The sequence below is a fragment of the Nonomuraea salmonea genome (genome assembly GCF_042428605.1).
In the GTDB taxonomy this organism is placed as follows: domain Bacteria; phylum Actinomycetota; class Actinomycetes; order Streptosporangiales; family Streptosporangiaceae; genus Nonomuraea; species Nonomuraea salmonea.
The window spans coordinates 64229-77048 of sequence record NZ_JBHMCF010000003.1 but is presented as its reverse complement, the minus strand read 5'-3'; the positions used below and the strand labels follow the sequence as shown (position 1 = coordinate 77048).

The 12820-nt window shown below is 69.6% G+C and carries 12 protein-coding genes; 7 read left to right on the top strand and 5 right to left on the bottom strand.

Annotated features, from left to right (window positions below; genetic code table 11):
- Positions 1 to 3: 3 nt before the first annotated feature.
- Positions 4 to 978 carry a M23 family metallopeptidase gene (locus ACFFR3_RS01560; RefSeq protein WP_379482714.1) on the bottom strand — a complete coding sequence of 325 codons (975 nt, stop codon included), beginning with the start codon at positions 976 to 978 and terminating at the stop codon, positions 4 to 6.
- Positions 979 to 1370: 392 nt separating this feature from the next.
- Positions 1371 to 2693: an MFS transporter gene (locus ACFFR3_RS01555; protein ID WP_379482481.1), complete on the bottom strand. Its 1323-nt coding sequence runs from the start codon at positions 2691 to 2693 to the stop codon at positions 1371 to 1373.
- 71 nt (positions 2694 to 2764) lie between these two features.
- On the opposite strand from ACFFR3_RS01555, the gene ACFFR3_RS01550 reads away from it, so the two are divergent.
- From ACFFR3_RS01550 to ACFFR3_RS01525, 6 genes are all read left to right on the top strand, one after another.
- Positions 2765 to 3421, top strand: a complete 657-nt coding sequence (locus tag ACFFR3_RS01550) for an ArsR/SmtB family transcription factor (RefSeq protein ID WP_364382992.1) — start codon at positions 2765 to 2767, stop codon at positions 3419 to 3421.
- 493 nt (positions 3422 to 3914) lie between these two features.
- On the top strand, positions 3915 to 4874 hold the full coding sequence (rpsB, locus tag ACFFR3_RS01545; RefSeq protein ID WP_379482480.1) for a 30S ribosomal protein S2: 960 nt from the start codon (positions 3915 to 3917) through the stop codon (positions 4872 to 4874).
- A gap of 878 nt (positions 4875 to 5752) precedes the next feature.
- Positions 5753 to 6586, top strand: a complete 834-nt coding sequence (tsf, locus tag ACFFR3_RS01540; RefSeq protein ID WP_345398009.1) for a translation elongation factor Ts — start codon at positions 5753 to 5755, stop codon at positions 6584 to 6586.
- Between the two features lie 145 nt (positions 6587 to 6731).
- Positions 6732 to 7430 (top strand): UMP kinase, encoded by a 699-nt coding sequence (gene pyrH / locus ACFFR3_RS01535; protein ID WP_355422849.1) that lies wholly within the window; start codon positions 6732 to 6734, stop codon positions 7428 to 7430.
- Between the two features lie 43 nt (positions 7431 to 7473).
- On the top strand, positions 7474 to 8031 hold the full coding sequence (gene frr, locus ACFFR3_RS01530) for a ribosome recycling factor (RefSeq protein WP_355422681.1): 558 nt from the start codon (positions 7474 to 7476) through the stop codon (positions 8029 to 8031).
- A 106-nt stretch (positions 8032 to 8137) separates the two neighbouring features.
- Positions 8138 to 8977 carry a phosphatidate cytidylyltransferase gene (locus ACFFR3_RS01525; RefSeq protein WP_345398012.1) on the top strand — a complete coding sequence of 280 codons (840 nt, stop codon included), beginning with the start codon at positions 8138 to 8140 and terminating at the stop codon, positions 8975 to 8977.
- Here ACFFR3_RS01525 and ACFFR3_RS01520 read toward each other — a convergent pair.
- Complete coding sequence (locus ACFFR3_RS01520) at positions 8974 to 10002, bottom strand: suppressor of fused domain protein (protein ID WP_364382983.1); 1029 nt, start codon at positions 10000 to 10002, stop codon at positions 8974 to 8976. The genes ACFFR3_RS01525 and ACFFR3_RS01520 overlap by 4 nt on opposite strands.
- A gap of 119 nt (positions 10003 to 10121) precedes the next feature.
- On the opposite strand from ACFFR3_RS01520, the gene rlmN reads away from it, so the two are divergent.
- A complete protein-coding gene (gene rlmN / locus ACFFR3_RS01515) occupies positions 10122 to 11222 on the top strand; it encodes a dual-specificity RNA methyltransferase RlmN (RefSeq protein ID WP_364382980.1) in 1101 nt (366 codons plus the stop codon).
- A 146-nt stretch (positions 11223 to 11368) separates the two neighbouring features.
- On the opposite strand, the gene ACFFR3_RS01510 is transcribed toward rlmN, so the two are convergent.
- Both ACFFR3_RS01510 and ACFFR3_RS01505 read right to left on the bottom strand, forming a co-directional pair.
- Positions 11369 to 12040 carry a hypothetical protein gene (locus ACFFR3_RS01510; RefSeq protein WP_379482479.1) on the bottom strand — a complete coding sequence of 224 codons (672 nt, stop codon included), beginning with the start codon at positions 12038 to 12040 and terminating at the stop codon, positions 11369 to 11371.
- Positions 12037 to 12759, bottom strand: a complete 723-nt coding sequence (locus ACFFR3_RS01505) for an ABC transporter ATP-binding protein (protein ID WP_364382974.1) — start codon at positions 12757 to 12759, stop codon at positions 12037 to 12039. The genes ACFFR3_RS01510 and ACFFR3_RS01505 overlap by 4 nt, the downstream gene beginning before the upstream one ends.
- Between the last annotated feature and the right edge of the window lie 61 nt (positions 12760 to 12820).

Here is a 12820-nt window from a genome sequence, read left to right as displayed (position 1 = left end):
TGGTCAACGGCTCTGATGGCCAGGGGTTCTGCCTCTTCGGCCTCGGGTTCGGTCATGGCGGCTCTTCCGGTGCTGGCCTCTGGCCGGAGTGTGGCGGCGTGGCCGGGATCGGCCGGCCCTGCGTCTGCGGCAGCTGAGGGTGATGAGGAGGAGGGTCGCCAGGAGGGCTGCGATGGCGAGGGCGGCGGGGTGCGGGGACGAGGCAGCTCGTATGAGGGTGGGGATCGGTTCCGGGTCGGGCGTGGTGATCTGCGGGTCGCTGTGCAGGCCTTTCGCGGATGTTGTCGTGAAGGCGTTCTGACCGGCGGCATCAGGCCAGGTGCCGGCAGTGGTGGCGGTTGCAGTGCTGGCCGTGGCGTCGGCCGGAGTGCTGGCCGCGGGGTCCGCCTGGGTCTTGGTGGTGGGGTCCGCTGGGGTATTGATCGTGGGGTCCGCCTGGGTCTTGGTGGTGGGGTCTGTTGGCGTCTTGGTTGTGGCGGTGGGCCAGGTGTCGACTGCCCTGCTGGCCGGTGTGTTGGCTCCCGGCGTTGTGGCGGGGGTTTGCGTGTTGGTGGTCGGGTTGCTGGTGGTGGCAGGTGAGCGGTTGTCCGTGTTTTCGCCGGTGGCTCGGCTGTGGCTGCGGTCGGGGCTGTCCCAGAAGGGGAGGAGGCGGGTGGGGGCGTGGCTTAGGAGGTGGAGGGGGTTGAGGTATTGGGCGTCGCGGATGAGGCCCCAATGGAGGCAGGACTCTGGGCAGTGCGGTTTCGAGGGGGCTGCAATCACGCCTATCTCGGTGCCTGGGGCTACGGGGTGGCCGCGGGCCAGGGAAGGGGTCACGGGGAGGTACGTGGTGCGGAGGCCGTTCGGGTGGTCGATGGTGACCACGCCTTTGCCTGCTATCGGGCCTGAGAAGCGGATGGTGCCCGGGCCGGCTGCCAGGACCGGGGTGGCGACCGGGGCGGCCAGGTCGATGCCGCGGTGGCCCGCCAGCCAGGGCATGGGTGGTGGGGCGAAGCGGCGGATGATGCGGGGGTGGCCGTTCAATGGCCAGCGCCAGGTGGGAGCCGGAGCCGAGGGAGAGGCTCTGGCCGGGGGTGCTGAGGTGGGGAGGAGGGTGGATGTCGTGATGAGGGTGACCAGGAGGGCGGCCTTGGCGAGGGCCGTCAGGGAGTGATGGCTACGTGAGAGAGCTCCCTGAGTGCGGGTGAAGCGGTTGAGGGGTGTGGTCTCGGTGGGTTTGAGGGTGGGGGGTTCGACGTTCATGCGCGGGAGTTTGGCGGGTGAGGTGGGGGCCGCGGAGTGGTGAACGTCGTTCTGTGGAGAAGCAGGGGTTGACGGGGCGGGGCTGTGGATTGGCGTACTGGACTTGGGCTGGTCGGTGGGTGGCTTGGTCAGGTGGAGTGGCGTTTCGCGGTCATGTAGGTCGCTGTTGTGGTGGGCATCTGTGGGGGTGCCGGGCGGGTAGGACGGGGGCCTTTGGGGTGGATGGGGGAGAGCCAGATCCAGAACGTGCTCAGGGCTATGCCGCCTGCGCAGATGAGGATCACCGGGCGTAGGCCGATCAGTTCCGCCAAGAGACCGCCCGCCAGGCCGCCCAGCGCCAGTACGCCCTGGATGGCGAAGGTCATCGTGGCGTTCACCCGGCCTCGCAGTTCCGGGCTCGTTTCGCGCAGGACGATGGCGCCCATGCAGGTGGCGAAGGCGACCACGATGGCGCCGGCGACCGTACCGGCTAGAGCGAGCATGAGGAGCTTCCACCACAGCGGGCCGGTCAGCAGGCCCACGGTGAGGATCTCGGCGGGGAAGAAGATCACGGACAGGAGGAGTACGCGGTTCTCGCCGTACTTCTTCGACAGGCGGGCGGTCAGCCAGGCTCCCAGGAGGCCGCCGGCGCCGCCCAAGGCAATGAGTACGCCTATCAATCCCTTGGGGATGCCAAGCGTGTTGACCATGTAGAGCATGTAGACGGCTGTATACGCCATGGCGAAGAAGTTGATCGTGACGCCGGCGAACAGGAGCGCGCGCAGCACCGGGTGCGTGACGCTCGCCTTCAGGCCCTCCACGATGTCGCGCCACATGCCCTTGGAGACGGCGGGGGTGTTCCGCTCCGGCGTACGGATGGTGCGCAACAGCAGGGCCGAGGTCAGGAAGGACAGCGCCTCCGCCAGTACGGCCAGCGGCGCCGTCAATACCTGCACGAGGAGACCGGCCAGGCCGGGGCCGGCGACCGAGGCCACCGAGTACGTCGTCTGGAGGCCCGCCATCGCCTCCGTTCGCTGCTCGGGGCCCGCTACCGCCGCGATGTGCGGGAAGTTGGCCGCCTTGAAGAGCACGCCGGCCGTACCGATGACCAGTGCCACGACGATCAGCCACGTCACGTTCAGGATGCCGAGCAGCCACGCCAGGGGGACCGTGGCGGCTGCGGCGCAGGACGTCAGCTCGCACGCGATCATCAGCGGCCTGTGACGGGTGAGGCGGTCGGCGATCGCCCCCGACTGGAGGCCGAACAGCAGCACCGGTACGGACGCCGCCGCCGTCAGCATCCCCATCTGCGCCGGCGACGCCGTCAGCAGCGCCACGGCAGTCAGGGGGATGGCCAGCTTGGAGACCTCGGAGCCGGTGATCGAGATCGTCCGGGCCGACCACAGCAGGCGGTAGTCGCGCTGTTTGCGCAAGGGCTGAGGGCCCGCGGAACTCTGAAAGGAACGCTTCATAGATGTGAAGATAATCCTTCATAGTTGTGAAGGCAACCTTTCATATCTCGGGGAGTGGGTACCTTTGGCTCATGACGGGCGAGATATCGGCGCTCAGCGACCCCAAGGCGATGCGGGCGCTGGCACATCCGGCGAGACTGGCGATCCTGCAGCGACTCGGCTCACACGGCAGCGCCACTGCCACCGAGGTGGCCGAGGGCGCGGGGATCACCCCCAGCGCCGCCAGCTACCACCTGCGCATGCTCGCCAAGTACGGCTTCGTCGAGGACGCGCCCCCTCGCGGCGACGGCAGGGAACGCCTGTGGAAGTCCGCGGAGCGGAAATTCTCCGTCGGCATCGAGCCCGAGGATCAGCCCGAGGTGCGGGCCGCCAAGCAGATGCTGATCGAGGCGTTCCGGCGTGCGGCCAACGAGGAGGCGGAACGGGCGCTGCAGACGATCGAGCGCGAGCCCGACGACTGGCGGGACGCGATCACGTTCGGCCGGCATCGCATCAGGGTCGATGCGCGGGAGCTGGCGGGGCTCAACCGGGAGATCGAGAAACTCATCGAGCCGTACTTGGTGCGCAACCGGACTGCGGAGGCCGCGCCTGAAGGGGCGAGGGTGTCCGAGGTGCAGGTCAACCTGTTCCCGACGCCGCCCAGGACGAAGCCGGGGTTGCCGACCGAGGACCATGGGTTCCCGGGAGTGCGGCGCGAGGGGGATATTTCGGATACGTCCGAGGAATGAAGGTCCCGAGGCCGGGGCGGTTGGGTGTTGCCGTGGTTCGCGGGGTGTGCGGTCTCGTGGTGCGCGGTCGTGTAACGCCGGGCGCTCTGGGCGGTGCGGGCTGGGGTTGGCGGGAGTCCGGAGCGAGGGGATCGGTGTCGGCGGGGGCGTGCTGTTCGTTGCAGGGTGTGTCGATGGTTGGTGGTTCGGGAGTGGGGCGATCGGTTTCAGGGGTGGGGTGTTCAGGCGGGGGATGGGGGTGTGGGTAGGCGGGCGTTATGTGGTGGGCGTTTGACCGGGGGCGGTCAGGCTGGCGCGGCGTGGGAGGTAGACTTTCCGGTGGCCTGTCACCGCAGGCCGACTTCGCATGCCCCATTGCGGACCGCTTCATCGGTCCGGGCCAGGTGCCCGGCTGGAGCGGGTTCGGGGCATCAGGGCGGCAGACGACGCGCTGCCGCGGCACAACCGAAAACCGCGCCCATCCGCAGGGCGCCCAGACCTGGAGGACCAGCACATGGCCCCCGTCGTCACCATGCGACAGCTGCTCGAGAGCGGCGTTCACTTCGGCCACCAGACTCGGCGCTGGAACCCGAAGATGAAGCGCTTCATCTTCACCGAGCGCAACGGCATTTACATCATCGACCTTCAGAAGTCGCTGTCGTACATCGACCGCGCCTACGACTTCGTGAAGGAGACCGTCGCCCACGGCGGCACGATCCTGTTCATCGGCACCAAGAAGCAGGCTCAGGAGGCCATCTCCGAGCAGGCCGCGCGGGTCGGCATGCCGTACGTCAACCAGCGCTGGCTGGGCGGCATGCTCACCAACTTCTCCACCGTGCACAAGAGGCTGCAGCGTCTGAAGGAGCTCGAGGAGCTCGACTTCGACAACGTCGCCGCCTCGGGGCTCACCAAGAAGGAGCTCCTGATGCGCCGCCGCGAGAAGGACAAGCTGGAGCGTACGCTCGGCGGCATCCGTGACATGGGCCGTGTGCCCAGCGCCGTGTGGGTCGTCGACACCAAGAAGGAGCACATCGCGATCAGCGAGGCCAAGAAGCTTGGCATCCCTGTCGTCGCGATCCTCGACACCAACTGCGACCCCGACGAGGTCGACTACCCGATCCCGGGCAACGACGACGCCATCCGCGCCGTCGGCCTGCTGACCAGGGTCGTCGCCGACGGTGTCGCGGCCGGTCTGATGGCTCGCTCCGGCGCCGCCCGCGGTGACGAGAAGCCGGCCGCCGCCGAGCCGCTGGCCGAGTGGGAGCGCGAGCTCATCGAGCAGGGCACGGAGAAGGCCGCCGGTGAGGCCGCCGCTCCTGAGGCCGCTGCCGCCGAGACCGAGGCTCCGGCCGCCGCTGCCGAGGCTCCGGCTGAGGCTCCGGCTGAGGCTGCCGAGGCTCCGGCTGAGGCTGCCGAGGCTCCGGCTGAGGCCGCCGCTCCGGCCGCCGAGGGCGAGACCGAGCAGCAGGGCTGACGCCTTGACCCCGGGGTGACCTCCGAGGGTCTGCCCCGGACCGGTCCTTCCATGTTCTGATGGAAGGGACCGGTTCGGTGACGGGTTCTCGGTGGTCGTCCCGCCAGGGGCGGTCGCAGCCGCTCGCACTGCCGCGTACCGGCCGAGGCTGGTTTCGCTCTGGACGGTCCGCGAAGGGTCGGCAGGCTCGTGGCGGTGCCGAGAGGTGCCAGAGGCGCCGCTGTGACGGCTGAGCACCGCACGTGGCCGCCAGGGGTTCCGGCAGCCGGGCAAGGTGTACGTCTCGGTCCGGCAAACGGCCGGGCTGGGACGGCACGCCGGAGCGGTTCACCCGCACCGGGTGGGCTACTCCAGGGCTCGGGTCCCTGCCGATCGGGCCGGGAGCTGGGCGCGCCGAGCCTGGCCCTGATGGGACGGGTTTGGGGCTGGCGTCCCGAGGTTCCGGTTCAAGGGCCGGGGCTCCGGGTTTTGGGCCGGGGGCCGGTGGTGCAGGCTTTGGGACCGGTGGCGGTAAGGCGGTAGGCCGAGGCGAGGCTGGGCAGTATGCCGGGCGAGGCAGCGGCAACGCCGACCGAAGGCCCTGGCCCGGTGGGAGCCGGGTGCGAGGCCCTCGGTCCCAGGGGTCCGAGGCCACGGTGCGAGGTCCAGGGCCGAGATATCGGTCTGAGGCCACGGGCAACGGCTCCGGACAGCGGCTCTGGGCAGCGGTTTCGGGCAACAGCTCAGGCCAGTGGCTTCGGGCGGTGGCTCGGTGTAAGGCACGACAGAAGGCTCACCGTACGGCATGCGCCCGCCGTACGAACCAGGGTGGAAGGCCGCAGACCGGCCCCCGCCCCGACCATGATGACGACGACGAAATCCCACAAGGAAAAAGAGCAATGGCTTCCGTGAACATGGCCGACGTCAAGCGGCTTCGCGAGATCACCGCTGCCGGCATGATGGACTGCAAGAAGGCGCTCGAGGAGGCCGGGGGCGACTTCGACCGCGCCATCGAGCTGCTGCGCCTCAAGGGTGCCAAGGATGTGGGCAAGCGCGAGGCCCGCACCGCGTCCAACGGCCTCGTGGCGCTCAAGCAGGACGGCGACTCCGCCGCCGCGCTGCTCGAGCTCAACTGCGAGACCGACTTCGTGGCCAAGGGCGAGCGCTTCCAGGAGCTCGCGGGCCAGGTCGTGGCCCACGTGCTGGAGAGCCGGCCGGCCGACGTGACGGCGCTGCTGGAGTCGTCCTTCGACGGTAAGACCGTCAAGGAGCACCTCGACACGGCCAACGCCGCGCTGGGCGAGAAGATCGAGATCCGCCGCTTCGAGGTGCTCGAGGGCGGCTACATCGGCTCCTACATGCACAAGACCGACCCGGCCCTGCCGCCTGCGGTGGGCGTGCTGGTCCAGCTCGACAAGCCGAACGCCGAGGTCGCCAAGGACATCGCGCAGCACGCCGCGGCGATGGCGCCGACCTACCTCAAGGCCGACTCCGTGCCCGCCGAGGTCGTCGAGAAGGAGCGCAAGCTCTTCGAGGAGATGACCCGCGAGGAGGGCAAGCCGGAGGCCGCCATCGGCAAGATCGTCGAGGGTCGCGTGAACGGCTGGTACAAGGACTTCACGCTGCTCCAGCAGGCCTTCGTGAAGGACAACAAGAAGAGCGTGGGCAAGTACGCCGAGGAGAACGGCGTCGAGGTCCTGGGCTTTGTCCGTTTCAAGGTCGGTCAGGCTTAGGCTTAGGCAAGCCGCGAGCTCAACGATCCACCGAATGAAGGAGGCCGCCGCCGTGCAGGACCACCGGGAGTCAGCCCACGAATCCACACGGACGGCGGCTTCCTCATCTCAACACCCGCAGAGCCCGCTGAGGTGGAAGCGGGTGATGTTGAAGCTGTCAGGAGAGGCGTTCGCCGGCAGCGAGCCGCTGGGCATCGACCCTGTCGTGGTCGATCATCTGGCCGACTCGATCGCCGAGGCGGTCAAGGAGGGCGTCCAGGTCTCGGTCGTGGTCGGCGGCGGCAACATGTTCCGCGGCGCCACCCTGTCGCAGGGCGGCATCGACCGGGCCAGGGCCGACTACATGGGCATGCTCGGCACCGTGATCAACTGCCTGGCCCTGCAGGACTTCCTCGAACGGCGGGGCGTGGAGACACGCGTGCAGACCGCCATCACCATGCAGCAGGTGGCCGAGCCGTTCCTGCCGCGCCGGGCGATCAGGCACCTCGAGAAGGGGCGCGTGGTCATCTTCGGCGCGGGGCTGGGCTCGCCGTACTTCTCGACCGACACCGCGGCGTCCCAGCGGGCCCTGGAGATCGGCGCCGAGGCGCTGCTCAAGGGCACGCAGGTCGACGGGATCTACGACTCCGATCCCCGCAAGAACCCCGACGCGGTCCGGTTCGACCACCTCGACTACGGCGAGGTGCTGCTGCGTGACCTCGCGGTCATGGACGCCACCGCGATCAGCCTGTGCAAGGACAACGATCTGCCGATCGTGGTCTTCGACCTGATGGGCGAGGGCAACATCCTGCGCGCGGTACGCGGTGAGAAAATCGGCACGCTGGTGAGTCCCGCAGGCAAATGACGGAGCGAGCCCGACACCGCCAGCTAGAAGACAGGGAGCCGCTGTGATCGACGAAACCCTCCTCGAAGCCGAGGAAAAAATGGACAAGGCCGTATCGGTGGCGAAGGAGGACTTCGCCTCCATCCGTACGGGCCGCGTCACCCCCTCGATGTTCAACAAGATCAACGCCGAGTACTACGGCACGCCGACGCCGATCCAGCAGTTGGCGTCCTTCCACGTGCCCGAGGCTCGCATGGTCCTCATCCAGCCCTATGACAAGAGCTCCATGGGCGCGATCGAGAAGGCCATCCGCGACTCCGACCTCGGCGTCAACCCCACGGACGACGGCCAGGTGATCCGCGTGACGTTCCCCGAGCTGTCGGAGGAGCGCCGCAAGGAGTACATCAAGGTCGCCAGGAGCAAGGGCGAGCACGCCAAGGTGTCGGTGCGCAACATCCGCCGCTCCGCCAAAGAGGTCCTCGACAAGATGATCAAGGACGGCGAGGCGGGCGAGGATGAGGTCAGGCGGGCCGAGAAGGAGCTCGACGACCTCACCCAGAAGCACGTCGCCAAGATCGACGAGCTGCTCAAGCACAAGGAAGCCGAGCTGCTCGAGGTCTGAGCGGCGCGCCGCACGGCGGGCCGCGTCCTGCGGGCCGTCTCACGTAGCGGGTCTGCACTGCGGCCCTCGCCGCTGATGGCGGGGGCCGTGGCATATGGAGAAGTCTGTGGAAGAACGTACGGCTGGCACCAGCTCGAGCGGCGGCAGCCGTACCGGAAGGAACCTGCCTGCCGCTATCGCGGTCGGGGTGGTGCTGGGCGCGCTGGTCCTCGGGACCATCTACACGGTCAAGGAGCTGTTCCTCCTGGTCGTGGTGGGCTGCGTGGGCGTCGGTGTGGTCGAGCTGACCAGGGCGTTCGCCACCCGCGACATCGCGGTGCCCGTTCCGCCGGTGCTGGTGGGGCTGGTGGCGATGCAGGCCGGCGCCTACTGGGGCGGGCCGCTGTGGATGCTGGCGGCGTTCGCGGTGTTCGCGTTCGTGCTGCTGATCTGGCGGATGTTCAGCGCCGGCACCGACGGTTACGTACGCGACGCGTCGGCGTCGGTGTTCACGCTGTTCTACCCGGCGATGCTGAGCGCGTTCGTGGCGCTGCTGCTCAAGCCCGACGACGGCAGCCACCGGGTGTTGATCTTCATCGCTGTGACGGTGGCGAGCGACATCGGCGGCTACATCGCCGGCGTGCTGTTCGGACGCCACCAGCTCACGGCGATCAGCCCCAAGAAGACCTGGGAGGGGCTGGCGGGCTCGCTGGTGGCCTGCATCGCGGTCGCTGGCTGGCTGGTGACCTGGCTGCTGGGCGGCGAGCTGTGGCAGGGTGCGCTGATCGGGGCGCTGGGCGCGCTCCTCGCGACCGTGGGCGATCTGATCGAGTCGATGATCAAGCGGGATCTCGGCATCAAGGACCTGGGGACGATCCTGCCGGGGCACGGCGGGTTGATGGACCGGCTCGACTCGCTGGTGACGACGCTGGTGCCGGTCTGGCTGCTGATGACGATCTTCTTCTAGCTCGGGTGCTGGTGTGCCTGCATCGCCTGGACGGTGATGGGGGAGAGCCAGAGCCAGCGGACGGCCTCGCCCCCGAATGCGAATCCTGACATGTCGGGCATATGGGGTGGGTTGGCCTGCATGAGCACCCCCGAGTACTGCGGGCCCAGCGGGAACGTCTCCGGCTCGTGATACCACTTGGCCGTGTGGCCGTGGCCCAGCCAGGTCACCGAGTGCCACGGATATTGACACAACCACACCAGCAGCAGCGCCGCGTCGCGCGGGTCGTCGCGGGTGGCGACGGCCAGCTCGACCCTGGCGTACGCGCCGGGCCGGTCGATCCACTGCTCGACCGTCGGCATGCGCTGGCAGCTCATCCCCACCGTCGACAGCACGGTGAAGCCCCGCTCGCCGTGCGGCGGCCGCTCGGTGATGCCGACGGTCGGCAGCCGCTCGCCGCTGGCGTCCCAGTAGCGGCCCGCCGGGCCCAGCACCCCGTCGAGGTGACCCATCACGAACTGCTGGAACGACGGCCACGACCCCTCGCCGTGCCGCCAGCGCCAGTAGGATCTGGCGTTCGAGATACGGGGCCGCAGCCCTTCGAGCGCCTCCGACAGCGCCCAGGCGAACGGCGACTCGCCCACCGCGTCGCGGGCGTACCCCGGCATGCCGCGGCTCATGTCGGCCCAGCCGGGGATGACCGCGAGCAGCTCGTCGTCCTCATAGAGCGCCACGCCGTCGCCCTCCTCGAACCACAGCGGGCTCAGCTGCCCCAGCGGGCGGCGGCCGTCGGGGTGCAGCGTGTTGGGCCGCGGCATGAGGGGCGGGCGGCCTGCGTTGATGCGGGCCAGGTCGACGACCAGCGGTGCGGGACGATGGTTGGCCAGCCACACGGCCCCGTGGACCGTGCCGTCGGGCGAGCACAGGTAAGCTACCGAGGAGTCCTCGTCCCGCTCGACGACGAGCGTCCGGCTCCCGTACGGGTTGCCGGCGGCGAGCACGACCTCGGTGCCACCCTCGCCAGATGCCGACCGAAAAATCGCCATACGAGATGACTGTAGATCGGCCGGAGACCAGGACGCGAGCCTCACAGTGACCAGGAATTCCACCTCCGATCCGAACGTTCACTACCCTGGTCGCAAACCCCTCAAGCAAAGGCAGCACAGTGTCCCAGCCTCCTGGTCAGCTCACCTTCGTCGCACCGCGACGGGCCAAGCCCGCCCGGCACCTGGCCGACCTGTCGATGGCCGACCGGCGGGCGGCGGTCACCGAGCTGGGCGAGAAGGCGTTCCGCGCCGACCAGCTCTCGCGCCACTACTTCGAGCGCCTCACCACCGACGTGCAGGCGATGACCGACCTGCCCGCGGCGGCGAGAGACAGGCTGGCCACGCTGCTGCCCGACCTGCTGACGCCGGTCAGAGAGCAGACCACCGACGGCGGCACCACGCGTAAGACGCTGTGGAAGCTGTTCGACGGGGCGCTGGTGGAGTCGGTGCTCATGCGCTATCCCGACCGGGTCACCATGTGCGTCTCGTCGCAGGCCGGTTGCGGCATGAACTGCCCGTTCTGCGCCACCGGTCAGGCCGGCCTGACCAGGAACATGTCGACCGCCGAGATCGTCGAGCAGGTCGTCGCGGGGGCCAGGGCACTGGCCGCGGGCGAGGTGCCCGGCGGGCCCGGGCGGGTCAGCAACGTCGTGTTCATGGGCATGGGCGAGCCGCTGGCCAACTACAAGCAGGTCATCGGGGCGGTGCGGCGGCTGGTCGAGCCCGCGCCGCACGGGCTGGGCATCTCCGCGCGCGGCGTCACGGTCTCCACCGTCGGGCTGGTGCCGGCCATCGGCAAGCTCGCCGACGAAGGGCTGCCGGTCACGCTGGCGCTGTCGCTGCACGCGCCCGACGACGAGCTGCGCGACACGCTGGTGCCGATCAACACGCGGTGGAAGGTCGCCGAGGTGCTCGACGCCGCGTGGGCGTACACGGCGCGGACCAAGCGGCGGGTCTCCATCGAGTACGCCCTCATCAAGGACGTCAACGACCAGGAGTGGCGGGCCGACCTGCTCGGCAAGCTGGTCAAGAACAAGCTGGTGCACGTCAACCTGATCCCGCTCAACCCGACCCCGGGCTCCAAGTGGACGGCCTCCCGGCCGGAGGACGAGCGGGCGTTCGTGCGGCGGCTGGAGTTCCACGGCGTGCCGGTGACCGTCCGCGACACGCGCGGCCGCGAGATCGACGGCGCCTGCGGCCAGCTCGCCGCCGCCGAATAAAACCCGCCCAGCCCCCGCACAGAACCCTGGCCCGCGCAGAACCCTGGCCCGCACAGAAACCGGCCCGCACAGAAACCGGCCCGCGCGGGAAAAGCGACGCGCGGGCCCGTGCGGGGTGGCGCCTGGGCGAAGGGTCGAGGTCGAGGTTACGTGCGGGTGCGGCGGAGCCAGGTGTAGGCGGTCAGGGCGAGGGCGCACCAGGCCAGGGAGATCGCGCCCAGCTCCGGCAGGCGGGTCACCAGGTCGCCGGCGTTCGCGGCCTTCATCCAGCCGATCAGCGGCACGGTGAGCCAGGTCGGGGCGGTGGCGCTGAGCAGGAGCATGGCCAGGTAGCCGAGTATCAGGGCCATGACCGAGACGGCCGGTGAGGGGAGCACGGCCCTGCTGGTGAGGGCGCCCAGGGCGGTGCCGGTCAGGGCCGACACTCCGTACAGGAGCACTGCCGCCGCCAGCACGCCCGATGAGGGGCGCTCTGTGACGCCGAGCAGGAGGGCCCAGAGCAGGGAGAGTGCCGCGAACACCGCACACGCCGCGAACGCCGCCAGCAGTCCCGCGGCCACCTCCTTGCCGCGCCCGCCCACCTGGACGGCCGACATCTCCCGCTGCCGGTCGGGCTCGGTGTCGAGCAGGCTGCGGGCCGTCCAGGCGAGGACGGGGATCAGCAGCACGGCCCCGTCGGCCAGGACGGAGGCCTCCTCGCCGCGAGGGGCCCTGCTGCCGTGCAGGATCGCCTGCATGGCCAGGGTGAGCAGCAGCGCCTGGTAGACCCGGTGCGAGCGGACGTACGCGGCCACGCGGTAGACGGCCAGCGCGATCATGGGCTCTCCTCGATCCTGCGGGCCGCGTAGCCGTCCTCGCGCATCCTGGCCAGGAAGCCCGGAACCTCTTCGGCGGGCAGGGTGACCTCCACGGTGGCATGGGCGCGTACGGCGGCGGGGGCGGCCGTGCCCTCCTTGAGATGGCCGTCCATCATGGCCCACTGCCGCAGGCCGGGCAGGTCGCGCAGCCCGCCCTGGTGGTCGGAGGCGATGACGATGCCGCCCCGCCCGGCCACCTCGGCGGCGATCGCGGGCAGCGCCGCGCGCGTGTCGGCGTCGAGGCCGGCGAACGGCTCGTCCAGGATCAGCAGCCCCGGCTCGGCCATCAGCGCCTGCGCCAGGCCCACCTTGTGGGCGCTGCCCTTCGACAGGTCGCCGAGCGCGGTGTCGAGCAGGTGGCCCATGTTCAGGCGCTCGGCCCAGGGCTCCCAGCGGGCGCCGCCGCGTACGCGCGACATGTGCCGCAGGTACGCGGTCACCGTGAACGGCTGCCCGGTGGGGAGCCGGTCGGGGGCGAAGCCGACGACCGCCGGACGTTCGGTGATCGCACCCGAAGTGGGTTTCGCGAGCCCGGCGAGCAGGCGCAGCAGGGTGGACTTGCCTGCCCCGTTGGCGCCGGTCAGCTCGATCACGTCGCCCGGCGCGAGACGTGCGTCGGCCTCTTCGATGACGAGAGGGTCACGTCTTCGATATCGGAAGGAGACTCTGGACAGCCGCATGATCCTGTAACCGTATATGTCGGGTCGCAGGGCCGGGATAAAGGTCCGACAATGGAGACAC